Below are 13586 nucleotides of genomic sequence, written 5' to 3' on the forward strand. Positions count from 1 at the left end.
GCCGCGCCGGTCATGAATTCATCGTGACGGTTGCGTCGACGCGCGGTACGCGCGCACCGCGTCGACCATCCGCGCCCGCGCATCGTGCGGCAGTGCGAAGCGCCGGCACGCATGCTCGGCGGCGAACATCACGGCGACGAGCGGCAGCGACAGGTAGTTCGCGAACGTCGACCACGCGACGATCGGCGCGGTCGCGAACATCAGCGTCGACACGGCGGCGATCGCGACGAAGAACAGCGTCCACGCGAGCGTGATGCGCCGCGTGTAGCGCGCGACGGCCGGCGTGATCGTGCCGTGGATCATCGTCGCGAAACGCGTGCACAGCGGCACCTGGCCGGCCGCGAGCGTGCGGCCGAACAGCAGCGCCATCGCGAGGTTGAAGCTCGCGTGTTCGAGATACAGCCCCCATTCGAAATGGCGCGCGAGCGGGATGCGCGCGGCCCACAGCGCGACGGCGGCCAGTAGCCACGCCGGCACGAGCCGCGAGCGCCTCGGCGAGCGCCATGCCGCACCGAGCGCGAGCAGCAGCGGCGGTACGAGCGCCATCGCGAGGCCGACGCCATGCGCGCCGGGCGTCGCGGCCGCGTAATGCGCGCCGACCTGGTACGCCGCCACCGCGGCGACCGCGCCGACGCCGCGCACGATGGCGAGCGGCGCGCTCATCGCGGCGCTCCCGGCGCGCGACGCGGGCGCGCGTCGCCGCCGGCGGCCGCGGCACGGCGGCGCACGGGCGGGCAAACGGGGGCGAGGCAAACGGACGGGCGCGGCATGGCTGCTGAAGACATCGGGCGGATCGGGGGGGCGGACGCGTTCGTCGGGCCGTCAAACATCATATGAATGGCGGCCGGGACGCTTGTCCGGGCCGGCTGTCGTGCTCGCCATTTTAGGGCCGCGGCGCGGTGGTTCGAGGCGGGTGTGGCCGGGTTTTGTAACCGAATGTATGGCAACGCACTGACGCTTTCGCAGCGGCGATCCATTTCATCCGAAGCGGCTCAAGCGTCTGCTGCGATTGGAGCCACAAACCGGTCGCGGCGTGGCCCTTCAGTCTGTAACCATTCGCCGTATACGCACCGATACCCATCATCTAGAATCCGCGTAACTTTTACAAATGATCACCGATAACGCAGGCGGGGAAGCCGGCAGACGCCGGAGGGACGGAGATTCGCGCGGGCTTCGCACGCGCCGGGCATGCATGACGTTTGCCGTTTCCGGGTGCCTCCCGCTGCCATGGGCCGCCTGCCCGCAAGCATGATGAACGCACTGGAACAAGAGCTCGCCACGCTGATCATCGGCGAACTGAATCTCGAAGACGTCCCGCTCGAAACGGTGACGGCCGGGACCCCGCTGTACGGCGAGGGCTTCGGGCTCGACTCCATCGACATCCTGGAAATCGCGCTGCTGATCTCGAAGAAATACGGCTTCGAGCTGCGCTCGGACAATCCGGACAACCAAAAGATCTTCGCGACGCTCGGCGCGCTTGCCGCATACGTCGCCGCGCATCGCACGAAGTGACGGGCGCGCACGGCGCGGCACACGGATGATTACCGCATGCGGCGGCCGTCGCTGGACGACAGGCCGCCGCGTCGATCGAGGTGAAACGCGATGAACGGAGCAAGTCGATGCGGGCGCTCGTGACGGGCGGCAGCGGCGCACTCGGGCAGGCGATCTGCACGGCGCTCGCGCAGGCCGGTCACGAAGTCTGGGTGCACGCGAATCGAAATCTCGCGCAGGCGGAGGCCGTCGCGCAGCAGATCGCAGCGGCCGGCGGCATCGCGCATGCGATCGCATTCGACGTGACCGATGGCGACGCGACGCTCGCCGCGCTCGCGCCGTTCGTCGACGACGCGCCGGTGCAGATCCTCGTCAACAACGCGGGCATTCACGACGACGCGCCGCTGGCCGGCATGTCGCGCCGGCAATGGCACGGCGTGATCGACGTGACACTCAACGGTTTTTTCAACGTCACGCAGCCGCTGTTGCTGCCGATGATCCGAACGCGGCGCGGACGGATCGTCAACATCGCGTCGGTCGCGGGCGTGACCGGCAACCGCGGACAGGTCAACTACGCGGCCGCGAAGGCGGGGCTGATCGGCGCGACGAAGTCGCTGTCGCTGGAGCTCGCGTCGCGCGGCATCACGGTGAACGCGGTCGCGCCCGGCATCATCGAATCGCCGATGGCCGACCATGCGTTTCCCGCCGAACGGATCAGGCAGCTCGTGCCGGCACAACGCGCGGGCCGGCCCGACGAAGTCGCGGCGATGGTCGCGTATCTGGTATCCGATGCGGCCGCCTATGTGACGGGACAAGTGCTGTCCGTCAACGGCGGGCTCGCATGACGACGCGCGCGGCGGCGGCTTGACGCTGCCGGTCGAGATCGAGGCGATCGCCGGCCATCCGCTGGCGCAACTGTCGTGAAGCGCGCGGGCCTGTCGCTGCGCGAACCGTCGCCGCACGCGGGCGGCGTCGAGGAAGCCTGTCGGCGCGCGCCCGCAGGCCATAAACTTTTGTCAGGATCATCGTCTTCGCAATCGGCCGTTCCCATGTCCAAGCAGCACGCCTCGTCCACCCATCTCGTGTTGATTCCGAGTTACAACCCGGGCATCAAGGTCGACACGACCGTGCGCAACGCCCGCGCGCAGTGGAACCCGGTGTGGGTCGTCGTCGACGGCAGCACCGACGGCAGCGCCGAGCGGCTGCAGGCGATGGCCGAGCGCGATCCGGGGCTGCGCGTGATCGTGCTGCCGGAGAATCGCGGCAAGGGCGCGGCGGTGCTGGCCGGCCTCGACGCGGCGGCCGCGAGCGGCTTCACGCACGTGCTGACGATGGATTCCGACGGCCAGCATCCGGCCGAGTTGATTCCTGAATTCATGGCCGCATCGCAGGCGAGCCCGGACGCGATGGTGCTGGGCCTGCCGAAGTTCGACGCGAGCGCGCCGCAACTGCGCGTGCAGGGCCGGCGGCTGTCGAACGGATGGGCCGACCTCGAGACGCTGTGGGCCGGGATCGGCGATTCGCTGTACGGCTTTCGCGTATATCCGGTCGCGCCGCTCGCCGCGATCATGCATCGGCAGCCGTGGATGCGCGGCTTCGACTTCGATCCGGAAGCGGCTGTGCGGCTGTGCTGGGCCGGCGTGCGGCCGATCCGCATCGAAGCGCCGGTGCGCTACTTCGGCGCGCACGAGGGCGGGGTGTCGCATTTCCACTACGGTCGCGACAACGCGCTGCTCGTGTGGATGCACCTGCGGCTGTTCGCCGGTTTCGTGGTGCGGCTGCCGATGCTGGCCGCGCGGCGGCTGATGCGCCGGCCGCGTTCCGCGTTCAGCCGGTCGCACGGCAGCCGCGATTGACCGTCGATTCGTCATCAATCCATTGAGAAATTGCGCCGTTCATTCCGTATCGGCTGGTAATCAACCTGTCATTCGATGTAAACATCTGGTAATTTTCTGCCGGATTATGCAAAATCGCCGCTCCCAAACTACAACTACCGAGGGATCCGGGATGCATATCAAGAAAGCGGCGGCAGCGTGTGGCGTGGCGTTCCTGTTGAGCGCATGCGGCGGCGTGCAGAATCTCGACGCGAACAGCCTGACGTCGGCGGGGAGCAACCTGTTCAAGGCGGCGACGCTGTCGGACAGCGACATCGCGGCACTGTCGAACGACTCATGCAAGGCGAGCGACGCCGAATCGAAGATCGCCGCGCCGAACAGCGCGTACGCGAAGCGCCTGACGAAGGTGATGAAGGGCTTCGGCGACATGACGCTGAACGGCCAGAAGATCAACTACAAGGTCTACGTGACCAAGGACGTCAACGCGTGGGCGATGGGCAACGGCTGCGTGCGCGTGTACAGCGGCCTGATGGACATGATGAACGACGACGAACTGCGCGGCGTGATCGGTCATGAAATGGGCCACGTCGCACTGGGTCACTCGAAGAAGGCGATGCAGACCGCCTACGCGGTCAGCGCGGCGCGCACCGCGGCCGGCGCGGCATCGCCGGGCGTCGCGGCCCTGACGAGCTCGCAGCTCGGCGACATCACCGAGAAGTTCATCAACGCGCAGTTCTCGCAGACGCAGGAAAGCGCGGCCGACGACTACTCGTTCGACCTGATGAAGCAGAAGAGCATGAACCAGAAGGGCCTCGTCACCGCGTTCCAGAAGCTCGCGCAACTCGATGGCGGCAAGAGCTCGATGATGAGCTCGCACCCGTCGTCGACGAGCCGTGCGCAGCACATCCAGGACCGCATCGCGAAGGGCAGCTGATCGCCATTCAAGGCGCCGGCTTCGTCGGGCGCCCCGGGATGAACCAAACCCCACGCTCTTTCGGGCGTGGGGTTTTGTTTTTGGAGAGCCCGGAAAGCGGCCGCGCCGCTGGCTTACGGCACCATCCCCGGCAGCACGTAGGCCTGCACGAGCGTGATCAGGCCGACGATCACCGCGAACAGCACGCTGTGGCGCACCGTGAAGCGGAACAGATCGGACTCCTTGCCGACGAGGCCGGTCGCCGCGCATGCCACGGCGATCGACTGCGGCGAAATCATCTTCGCGGTCACGCCGCCCGTCGTGTTCGCGGCGACCGCGAGCGTCTCGGGCACGCCGAGCTGGTGCGCGGTCGCTTGCTGCAGCGAGCAGAACAGCGCGTTCGACGACGTGTCCGAGCCGGTCAGGAACACGCCGAGCCAGCCGAGGAACGGCGAGAAGAACGGGAACGCGGCGCCGGTGCCGGCCAGCATCAGCGCGAGCGTCGACGACATCCCCGAGTAATTCGCGACGAACGCGAACGCGAGCACGAGGCCGATCGACAGGATCGGGCGCGTGAGTTCCTTCAGCGTCTCGCCGAACGTGACGAGCGCGTCGCGCGGCTTCATCCGCAGCAGCGCCATCGAGATCAGCGCGGTCACGAGGATCGCGCTGCCCACCGCCGACACGAGGTCGAGCTTCAGCACCGCGTCGAGCGCCTTCGGCGTCGCGGCGATCGGCGCGGTCTTCACGACCAGCTGGTCGAGCCCGGCCACATGGAACTTCAGGACGGTCGATGCGAGCGCGCCGTGCGCGGCGAACAGCGCCTTGAACGGCGCGATGCTCCATACGGTGACGACGGCCGTCAGTATCAGGAACGGCGACCACGCGCGCACGGTCTGCGCGAGCGTGTACGGCGACGCCTGGCGGCTCGCGCCCGAACCGTTGCCGCCCGCGCCGAATCCCGCGAGCGCCGCGCCGCCGCCGGACGCGACGAGGCCGCCTGCCGTCTGCTTCGCGCTGCTCGGCTGCCAGACCTTCAGGAACACGGCCAGCGACACGAGGCTGACAAGCGACGACGTGATGTCCGGCAGCTCTGGCCCGATGTGGTTCGACGTGAAGTACTGCGTGATCGCGAAGCTGCCGCCCGCGACGAGCGCGGCCGGCCACGTCTGCCGCACGCCGCGCAGCCCGTCCATCATGAACACGAGCCAGAACGGCACCGCGAGCGACAGCAGCGGCAACTGCCGGCCGGCCATCGCGCCGATGTGGAGCGGGTCGATGCCCGTCACCTGCCCGGCGACGATGATCGGAATCCCCATCGCGCCGAACGCGACCGGCGCGGTGTTCGCGATCAGGCACAGTCCGGCCGCGTGCAGCGGCTTGAAGCCGAGGCCGACGAGCAGCGCGGCCGTGATCGCGACGGGCGCGCCGAAGCCGGCGGCGCCTTCGAGGAACGCGCCGAACGAGAAGCCGATCAGCAGCATCTGCAGCCGCTGGTCGTCGGTGATCGACAGCACCGATGCGCGGATGATGTCGAACTGGCCGGTCTTCACGACGATCTTGTACAGGAACACGGCCGCGACGATGATCCACGCGATCGGCCACAGGCCGTACGCGAAGCCGAAGCCGGCCGCCGCGAGTGCCTGCGGCACGGGCATCCCGTACGCGAGGATCGCGACGCCGAGCGACAGCAGCAGCGTGATCAACGCGGCAACGTGCCCCTTCATCCGCAAGGCGGCGAGCGCGATGAAAAAGAAGATGATCGGAATTGCGGCGACGAACGCCGACAGCCCGAGGCTGCCGAGCGGCGTGTAGATCTGATGCCAAACCTGCATGGTTGTCTCCTCCATGGATTTATCGGGGTACGGGTTTGAAAGCGGGGGCTATTCGGGCTGGCCGCGCGCGCGCAGCAGGTCGGACAGGCTGCGCGGCGCCGGCTCGAGCGGCGTGCGGTGCTGCGTCCAGCCCATCTGCTTCGCGGGCGTCAGCGCGCGCAGCCGCGTCGCGGTCCAGCGGAACGCGCGATACGCACGCGGGTGCGCGAACGCACCCGACCAGAAGCGCCACACGAGGTCTTCCGCGCGGTTGTAGTTCGCGCCCTGGCCGCGCAGCGGATGCGCGACGGGCTCGTCGGGCTTGCGGTTCGCCTCGGTGCGCAGCCGCACCAGCAGCTGCGGGATCGGAATCCGGACCGGGCATACCTCGCCGCACGCGCCGCACAGCGTCGACGCGGTCGGCAGGTCGGCCGTCGCGTCGAGGCCGAGCAGGTGCGGCGAGATGATCTTGCCGATCGGGCCGGGATAGGTCGTCCCGTAGGCGTGGCCGCCGATGCGCGTATAGACCGGGCAATGGTTCATGCACGCGCCGCAGCGGATGCACTGCAGCGTCGCGCGCAGCTGTTCGTCCGCGTAAGCCTGCGTGCGGCCGTTGTCGAGCAGCACGAGATGCAGCTCGCGCGGGCCGTCGAGCTCGCCGTCGCGGCGCGGGCCCGAGATCAGGTTGAAGTAGGTCGTGATCGCCTGGCCGGTGGCCGAACGCGTCAGCAGGCTCGACAGCGGCACGATGTGCTCGAGCTTCTCGACGACCTTCTCGATCCCCATGATCGCGACATGCGTATCGGGCACGGTGGTCGACAGCCGGCCGTTGCCCTCGTTCTCGACCAGCCACAGCGTGCCCGTGTCGGCCGCCGCGAAGTTCACGCCGGACAGGCCGATGTCGGCTTCCGCGAACGCGCGGCGCAGCGCGCGCCGGCCGGTCTGGATCAGTTCGTCGACGTCCTCCGTGTAGCGCGTGCCGGGGATGTGCTGCTCGAACAGCTCGGCGATGTCGCCGCGCGTCTTGTGGATCGCCGGCATCACGATGTGCGACGGCTTCTCGCCCGCGAGCTGCACGATGAACTCGCCCATGTCGGACTCGATGCAGTCGACGCCGTGATCCGCGAGGTAATGGTTCAGCTCGATTTCCTCGCTCGCCATCGACTTGCCCTTGATCACGCGGCGCGCGTGGTTCGCCTGCGCGATGCCGAGCACGATCGCGTTCGCGTCGGCGGCCGTCTCCGCCCAGTGCACCTGCACGCCGGCGGCGGTGAGCGTGGCCTCCAGCCGCTCGAGCAGCGCCGGCAGTTGCGCGAGCGCGTGCTGCCGCACGGCTTCGCCGAGATCGCGCAACTGCTGCAGCTCGGTGTCGTCGGGGAACTGGGTCGCGCGCTTGCCCTGCAGGAAGTCCATCGCGCCGCGAAAGCTCCGGCGCAGCGCGGGATCGTCGAGCGCGGCGCGCGCACGGGCCTTGAAGTCGCCGGGAGCGACGAATTGCAGCGGTTGGTCGGTCATCGCGGCAGCTCCTGGCAGGCGGTTGCGGCCGGTTCGGCGGCCGGCTCGGTGACGATCACGACCCACAGGTTGCGCGGGCCGTGTGCGCCGTACGCGAGGGTCTGCTGGATATCAGACGTCTTCGACGGGCCCGACACCAGCACGACGTTGGTCGGCATGCCGGCGTGCCAGCGCTCCGCGTGCACGGCCGCGTGAAGGTCGGCATGCAGCGTGTTCGCGTGGACGAGTGCGACGTGCAGCGGCGGCACCAGCGACACCGTGCGCGGCGTGCCGGCATCGGGCGCGAGCACGAGGGTGCCGGTCGTCGCGATGCCCGAGCGCGCGACGGTGAAGCCCGCATCGATCGTGTCGAACAGCTCGGCTTTCCACGCGTCGATCGGCCGGTCGAACGGCACCGGCGCGACCGCGTCGGGCAGCGCCCGCACGAGCGCCGCGGATTCGGGGCGGGCCGGGTCGAGCAGCAGGCGGCGCACGCCGGCGTCGGCCAGACGCGCGGCAAGCTGCGCGGGCCACGCGTCGGCGCTGGCGCACCAGACGTCGGCATGCGACGCGGCGAGCGCGGCCTGCATCGTCCGCACGAGCGCAAGCGGGTCGGGGGCGGCCGGCGCGCGCCTCGCGGCGTAGTGCGTGTCGATGCGCGCATCGAGCGCCGCTGCGGCGTTCATGGCGACACCGGGCGCGGCGGCGCGCAGGCGCGCGAGGATGGCGTCGCGCGCGCTCATTGCGAATCCCCGCGCAGCGAGCCGGCGCCTGCCGTGCGGCGCCACAGGAAGCTCGCGAGATGCTCGACGGGCAGCGCGGCGCCGGCCTTCTCGGCCGCGTGACCGAGGTTCAGCAGGCAGCCGCAGTCCGCCGACACGAGGCGCTCGCAACCGGTCGCGCAGGCCGATGCGACCTTGTCGCTCACCATCGCGCCGGAGATGTCGGGATGTTTCAGCGAGAACGTGCCGCCGAAGCCGCAGCATTCCGATTCGCGTTCGTGTTCGATGCGCGTGACGCCGGGCAGCGCATCGACGAGCGCGACGCCGTGCGCGCGGGTGCCCATCTCGCGGCGGGCCGCGCACGACGTGTGCAGCACCACGCGTTCGTCCGGGCCGGCGTTCGCGGTAACGGCGTCGAGCCGCACGTCGAGCACATGGACGAGGAATTCGGCGAGTTCGTAGGTGCGCTCGGCGATCGCGCGGGCCTTCGGGCCATGCACGGGATCGTCGGCGAACAGCGCCGGCCAATGGTGCCGGATCATGCCCGCGCACGAGCCGGACGGCACGATCACAGGCCATGGCTCGGCGAACAGGTCGAGCTGCGCGGCCGCGACGCGGCGCGCGTCGTCGGGATTGCCGCTGCTGTAGGCGGGCTGTCCGCAGCAGCTCTGGCCGCGCGGATAGTGCACGGTCAGGCCTTCGCGTTCCAGCAGGCGGACCGTGTCGAGCCCGGCTTCGGGGACGAATAGGTCGACCAGGCAGGTCGCGAACAGGTAGACGTGCGCGGGCGCGGCGGTGGGGTAGTGCCTTTCGTTCATGTCTCGCTCCAGGTGCGGCGGCCCGGCATGCGGATGCGGGACGACGATTTCGCTTTCGCTGCATAATTCCCGCGACGGCGCCGAAGCTCAAATTGGTTGGGCCAATCGGCGCGACGGGTATTCCGGATGGGGAGACGGCGATGGCGGCGATGACGGCACGGGGCCGGACGGAAGGGGTGATGCGCAAGATCGAGACGGCGCTGCTCGACGGCACGTGGCAGGCCGGCGCGCGGCTGCCGGCCGAGCGCGTGCTCGCGCAGCAGTACGGCGTCGCGCGCAATACGGTGCGCGAGGCGACCCAGCGGCTCGTCGCGCGCGGGCTACTGCAGAGCCGGCGCGGCGCGGGCGTGTACGTGACGGACCAGTTGCGCGCGGGCATCGCGTCGCCGTGGGGCCAGCTGGTCGCCGACCATCCGGCCTTGCGCGACGACATTCTCGAATTCCGTCGCGTGCTTGAAGGCGCGACCGCGTATTTCGCCGCGCTGCGCGCCGACGCGAACGACCGGCGCCGGATCCGCACGCTGCTGCGCGAGCTCGAAACCGCGCACGCGAACGACGATGCGGCGGTCGAGGCGTCGGCCGACGCGAAGCTGCACGAGGCGATCGCGCTCGCGTCGCACAACACGATGTTCCTGCACCTGCACACGAGCGTGATCGGGATGCTGCGCGAGCACATCTCGATCAACGTCGCGGGGATGACGACGCACGAGCAGGCGTCCGAGTTGCTGCTGCAGCAGCACCGGGTGGTCTGCGACGCGATCTGCGCGCAGCGGCCCGAGGAGGCGCGCACCGCGATGCAGACGCATATCGACTACGTGCGCAGCCACTTCGAGCGAAGCGGCGACGCGTCGTGAGATTGGTTGGACCATGGCCGCTGCAGGCCCGCACGGCGGACGGTCGCGGGCCGCGAGCCTCGGGCTACCGTGCCGGGCGCGTGCCGCGGGCGACGCGCGTTGCGGCCGCGGGGGGCCGCCCGCGCCGGCCGCGCGATTGACCGGTTCGTCCGGCGACCACTAGAATCGGCCGGAACCGCCTGTCAGCCGCGCGCCGCGGCGATTGCGGACCCATTGATCCGCCTGTCGAGGAAGCTTTCGTGCTCACGTCTTTGATTCGGCGCGCGCCGGCCGCGCTGTCGTGGCGCGCCATGTGCCGCCCGGCCCGCGCGCTGATCGTCTGCGCGCTGCTGCCGCTCGTCGCCTGCGCGACGCACCCGCCCGCCACCTCGCTCGATCGCCCCGTGTCCCACGCGTTGTCGGCCGATACCGCGACCCCGCTGCGCGATGCGCTGGCCGCGCCGGAAGCCGCGCATCCGGGGCAGTCGGGCTTCCGGTTGCTCGCCGACGGCGCCACCGCGTTGCAGATGCGCATCGCGCTCGCGCGCGCGGCGACGAAGACGCTCGACATGCAGTACTACATCGCGACCGAGGATACGACCGGCAAGCTGCTGCTCGGCGCGGCGCTGTACGCGGCCGATCGCGGCGTGCGCGTGCGGATGCTGGTCGACGACCTGAACTTCGACGACATCGACCGCGTGATGGCCGCGCTGAATACGCATCAGAACATCGAGATCCGCGTGTTCAACCCGTTCGGCGCGTCGCAGCGCGGCATGGTCGAGCGCACGGCCAACTTCTTCACGCGGATCGACAGCTTCACGCGCCGGATGCACAACAAGGCGATGATCGCGGATAACCAGCTGGCGATCGTCGGCGGCCGCAATCTCGGCGACCAGTACTTCAGCGCGAGCCCGACGCTGCAGTTCCGCGATCTCGACGTGCTCTCGGCCGGCCCCGTGACGAGCGACATCTCGAAGAGCTTCGACGACTACTGGGCGAGCGCGAGCAGCTATCCGCTGCGCGTGCTGAATCATCAGAAGTTCGATCCGAAGGAGCTCGACGCGATGCGCGACGAGCTGCGCGAGCACTGGCGCAAGAACGCCGATCCGTACAACGCGAAGCCGCTGAACGCGACGCCGCTCGCGCAGCAGATCGCGCGCGACCAACTCGAGCTCGTGTGGGCGCCGGCCGAATTCAAGGTCGATGCGCCGGACAAGGTCGCGCGCCCGACCGACGCGTACGTGAGCCCGCCGATGCAGCGCCTGGGCGAGCTGACGCGCGGCGCGCGCAAGGAATTCCTCGCGTTCTCGCCGTACTTCGTGCCGCACGACGCCGGCGTGAAGGTCCTCGGCGATACGGCCGCGCGCGGCGTGCGGGTCGCGATCGTGACGAATTCGCTCGCGGCCACCGACGCGGTCGCGGTGCAGTCCGGCTATGCGCCTTATCGCATCCCGTTACTGCAGCGCGGCGTCGAGCTGTACGAATTCAAGGCGCAGCCGGACCAGCAGCCGACCCGGCTGTTCGGCTCGCGCTCGCGTGCGAGCCTGCACGCGAAGGCGTACGTGATCGACCGGCAAATCCTCGTGATCGGGTCGCTGAACCTCGACCCGCGCTCGGCGCACCTCAACACCGAGCTGGCGCTCGTGATTCACAGCCCGGTGCTCGCGCAGCAGGCCGCGGCGATCTTCGCGCGCGTGACGCAGCCCGACGAAAGCTATCGCGTCACGCTCGCGAAGCAGACTGACGGCGGCCGGCCCGCGCTCGAATGGACCGGCGTCGACGGCGGTCAGCCGACCACCTATCACGTCGATCCGCATGCCGGGCTGATGCGCAACGTGATGACCGGCATCTTCATGTTGCTGCCGGTCGACGACCAGCTGTAAGGGCCGGAACGACTCGGGCCAAACCCGCGATTCCGGTGCGTGGGGAAAGGTGATATGGTTGTGTGCGCAACGATATGCGCATCGTGACGGCACCGGCGGACGGCTCGCGCAACGCGGGCCGGACCGGCGCCGAACGACGTGCCTGACGACGCCGAACCAGCCGCCATGCAGCCCGCGCCGCGTGCGACGCCAGCAGACGACCGACGATGCGCGCCGCCGCCCGCGCAGCCGCGCCCGTCCGCCACCGGAGTGCCCCATGCAACGTGTACCGAACCAGCCGTTCACGCGTCCCGCCCGTTTCTCCGAGGCCGAATGGCAGGCGCGCGTGAAGCTCGCGGCCGCCTACCGGATCTTCGACCATCTCGGCTGGACCGAGCTGATCTACAACCATATCTCGCTGCGCGTGCCGGGCGAGGACGGCCATTTCCTGATCAATCCGTTCGGGCTCCATTACCGCGAGGTATGCGCGTCGAACCTCGTGAAGATCGATATCGACGGCAACGTGATCGGCCATTCCGACTGGCCGATCAACCCGGCGGGCTTCACGTTCCACAGCGCGATTCATGCGGCGCTGCCCGACGCGCACTGCGTGATGCACGTGCATACGACGCCGACGATGGCCGTGTGCTGCTCGCGCGACGGGCTGTCGTTCTCGAACTTCTATTCGGCGCAGCTGTACGGGAAGATCGCGTATCACGATTTCGAGGGCATCACAGTGCATCTCGAGGAAGGGCGGCGCATCGTCGAGAGCGCCGGCGGGCGGCCCGTGCTGCTGCTGCGCAACCATGGGCCCGTGACGATCGGCGCGACGCTCGCGCAGACCTTCTCGCTGATGTGGCTGCTCAATCGCGCGTGCGAGGTGCAGGTCGCGACCCACGCGATCGGCGACGCACTGCCGATCGCGCCGCCGGTGCTCGAGGGCTGCGTGCGCGATTCGCTGAATTTCGATCCGAAGCACGGCGCGGGGCAGGACGCGTTCGACGCGTTGCAGCGCATCGTCGATCGCATCGATCCCGGCTATCGCGCGTGACGCACGCCGGTGACGATGCGCGCATGCCGCGCGGGCAAAAAAAACGCGGCCGGATGGCCGCGTGAATACTCGCAGAACTCCTTCGGACGAAGGAAACAAGCAACTGTGAGACGAAGTGTAGCGAAAGGCCGCTCGCGGATTGAGGGCTTCAGCTGGAAAGGTCTCTTCCAGATTCCCGCAGGCTCGCCGACGACGCGCGGGGGTGCCGGATCGGCGGCGATCGACTACCATCATGTCACGCCCCCGTCCGGGTGGCGTACCACGTCGTTCAAGGAGGATTCATGCCGAAGCTGCGTTTGCTCCAGGTGGCGTTGCTCGCGGGTGTGCTGGCCGCCGGCGGTGCCGCTGCCGAAACGGTGCGCCTGTCCGCCAACCTGCAGCCGTCGAGCGAGGTGCCGCCCACCGCGACGAAGGGCTCCGGCGCCGTCGACGCCACCTACGACACGGCCACCCACGTCCTGCATTGGACGGCGACGTACGAACACCTCACGGGGCCGGCGACCGCCGCGCACTTCCACGGGCCCGCGCCGGTCGGCCAGAACGCCGGCGTGCAGGTGCCGGTGCCGAAGGACGAACTGGCGAGCCCGATGAAGGGCTCGAAGGAGCTCACCGACGCGCAGGTGACCGACCTGATGAGCGGCAAGTGGTACTTCAACGTGCACACGAAGGAGCATCCGTCCGGCGAGATCCGCGGCCAGATGATGCCGGCGAACTGAGCCGGCCGGGCGCGCGCCCGCGTTTGATATAGAGGCT

General features: G+C 69.2%; 13 protein-coding genes. 8 read left to right on the forward strand and 5 right to left on the reverse strand.

What is annotated here, in order from left to right:
• Positions 1-18: 18 nt before the first annotated feature.
• On the reverse strand, positions 19-663 hold the full coding sequence (locus SB786_RS11885) for a hypothetical protein (RefSeq protein WP_410727626.1): 645 nt from the start codon (positions 661-663) through the stop codon (positions 19-21).
• Between the two features lie 564 nt (positions 664-1227).
• Here SB786_RS11885 and SB786_RS11890 point away from each other — a divergent pair.
• From SB786_RS11890 to SB786_RS11905, 4 genes are all read left to right on the forward strand, one after another.
• Complete coding sequence (locus SB786_RS11890; RefSeq protein ID WP_014896047.1) at positions 1228-1512, forward strand: phosphopantetheine-binding protein; 285 nt, start codon at positions 1228-1230, stop codon at positions 1510-1512.
• Between the two features lie 107 nt (positions 1513-1619).
• Positions 1620-2336, forward strand: coding sequence for a 3-oxoacyl-ACP reductase FabG (gene fabG, locus SB786_RS11895; protein ID WP_410727627.1), 717 nt, complete (start codon positions 1620-1622; stop codon positions 2334-2336).
• A 204-nt stretch (positions 2337-2540) separates the two neighbouring features.
• A complete protein-coding gene (locus tag SB786_RS11900; RefSeq protein WP_410727628.1) occupies positions 2541-3347 on the forward strand; it encodes a glycosyltransferase family 2 protein in 807 nt (268 codons plus the stop codon).
• Positions 3348-3498: 151 nt separating this feature from the next.
• Positions 3499-4260 carry a M48 family metalloprotease gene (locus SB786_RS11905; RefSeq protein WP_410727629.1) on the forward strand — a complete coding sequence of 254 codons (762 nt, stop codon included), beginning with the start codon at positions 3499-3501 and terminating at the stop codon, positions 4258-4260.
• A gap of 113 nt (positions 4261-4373) precedes the next feature.
• Here the strand turns inward: SB786_RS11905 and SB786_RS11910 are convergent, their stop codons facing one another.
• From SB786_RS11910 to SB786_RS11925, 4 genes are read right to left on the reverse strand one after another with little or no spacing between them, the layout of a single operon-like run.
• Entirely contained in the window at positions 4374-6074 is a 1701-nt protein-coding gene (locus tag SB786_RS11910) for a lactate permease LctP family transporter (protein ID WP_410727630.1), read from the reverse strand.
• 48 nt (positions 6075-6122) lie between these two features.
• Positions 6123-7568, reverse strand: a complete 1446-nt coding sequence (locus SB786_RS11915; RefSeq protein ID WP_410727631.1) for a LutB/LldF family L-lactate oxidation iron-sulfur protein — start codon at positions 7566-7568, stop codon at positions 6123-6125.
• Positions 7565-8290, reverse strand: coding sequence for a LutC/YkgG family protein (locus tag SB786_RS11920; protein WP_410727632.1), 726 nt, complete (start codon positions 8288-8290; stop codon positions 7565-7567). Before SB786_RS11920 ends, SB786_RS11915 begins: the two co-directional genes overlap by 4 nt.
• The gene (locus SB786_RS11925) at positions 8287-9087 is read right to left on the reverse strand and encodes a (Fe-S)-binding protein (RefSeq protein ID WP_410727633.1); all 801 of its coding nucleotides are present in this window, start codon (positions 9085-9087) and stop codon (positions 8287-8289) included. The genes SB786_RS11920 and SB786_RS11925 overlap by 4 nt, the downstream gene beginning before the upstream one ends.
• A 140-nt stretch (positions 9088-9227) precedes the next feature.
• Here SB786_RS11925 and SB786_RS11930 point away from each other — a divergent pair, with 140 nt between their 5' ends.
• The 4 genes from SB786_RS11930 (at position 9228) to SB786_RS11945 (ending at position 13549) form a co-directional block, all read left to right on the forward strand.
• Positions 9228-9941, forward strand: coding sequence for a FadR/GntR family transcriptional regulator (locus tag SB786_RS11930; protein WP_410727634.1), 714 nt, complete (start codon positions 9228-9230; stop codon positions 9939-9941).
• Between the two features lie 239 nt (positions 9942-10180).
• Positions 10181-11803: a phospholipase D family protein gene (locus SB786_RS11935; RefSeq protein WP_410727635.1), complete on the forward strand. Its 1623-nt coding sequence runs from the start codon at positions 10181-10183 to the stop codon at positions 11801-11803.
• Positions 11804-12059: 256 nt separating this feature from the next.
• Positions 12060-12833 (forward strand): class II aldolase/adducin family protein, encoded by a 774-nt coding sequence (locus SB786_RS11940; protein ID WP_410727636.1) that lies wholly within the window; start codon positions 12060-12062, stop codon positions 12831-12833.
• 281 nt (positions 12834-13114) lie between these two features.
• The gene (locus SB786_RS11945) at positions 13115-13549 is read left to right on the forward strand and encodes a CHRD domain-containing protein (protein WP_410727637.1); all 435 of its coding nucleotides are present in this window, start codon (positions 13115-13117) and stop codon (positions 13547-13549) included.
• Positions 13550-13586 lie beyond the last annotated feature (37 nt).

The sequence above is a fragment of the Burkholderia sp. SIMBA_062 genome, assembly GCF_046534765.1.
GTDB lineage: Bacteria > Pseudomonadota > Gammaproteobacteria > Burkholderiales > Burkholderiaceae > Burkholderia > Burkholderia ambifaria.

Bases quoted from the DNA above. Each gene is read 5' to 3' on its own strand.
- SB786_RS11945 (WP_410727637.1), top strand. From the start codon at position 13,115: ATGCCGAAGCTGCGTTTGCTCCAGGTGGCGTTGCTCGCGGGTGTGCTG.
- SB786_RS11920 (WP_410727632.1), bottom strand. From the start codon at position 8,290: ATGAGCGCGCGCGACGCCATCCTCGCGCGCCTGCGCGCCGCCGCGCCC.
- fabG (WP_410727627.1), top strand. From the start codon at position 1,620: ATGCGGGCGCTCGTGACGGGCGGCAGCGGCGCACTCGGGCAGGCGATC.
- SB786_RS11910 (WP_410727630.1), bottom strand. From the start codon at position 6,074: ATGCAGGTTTGGCATCAGATCTACACGCCGCTCGGCAGCCTCGGGCTG.
- SB786_RS11905 (WP_410727629.1), top strand. From the start codon at position 3,499: ATGCATATCAAGAAAGCGGCGGCAGCGTGTGGCGTGGCGTTCCTGTTG.
- SB786_RS11885 (WP_410727626.1), bottom strand. From the start codon at position 663: ATGAGCGCGCCGCTCGCCATCGTGCGCGGCGTCGGCGCGGTCGCCGCG.
- SB786_RS11900 (WP_410727628.1), top strand. From the start codon at position 2,541: ATGTCCAAGCAGCACGCCTCGTCCACCCATCTCGTGTTGATTCCGAGT.
- SB786_RS11940 (WP_410727636.1), top strand. From the start codon at position 12,060: ATGCAACGTGTACCGAACCAGCCGTTCACGCGTCCCGCCCGTTTCTCC.
- SB786_RS11890 (WP_014896047.1), top strand. From the start codon at position 1,228: ATGGGCCGCCTGCCCGCAAGCATGATGAACGCACTGGAACAAGAGCTC.
- SB786_RS11930 (WP_410727634.1), top strand. From the start codon at position 9,228: ATGGCGGCGATGACGGCACGGGGCCGGACGGAAGGGGTGATGCGCAAG.
- SB786_RS11925 (WP_410727633.1), bottom strand. From the start codon at position 9,087: ATGAACGAAAGGCACTACCCCACCGCCGCGCCCGCGCACGTCTACCTG.
- SB786_RS11915 (WP_410727631.1), bottom strand. From the start codon at position 7,568: ATGACCGACCAACCGCTGCAATTCGTCGCTCCCGGCGACTTCAAGGCC.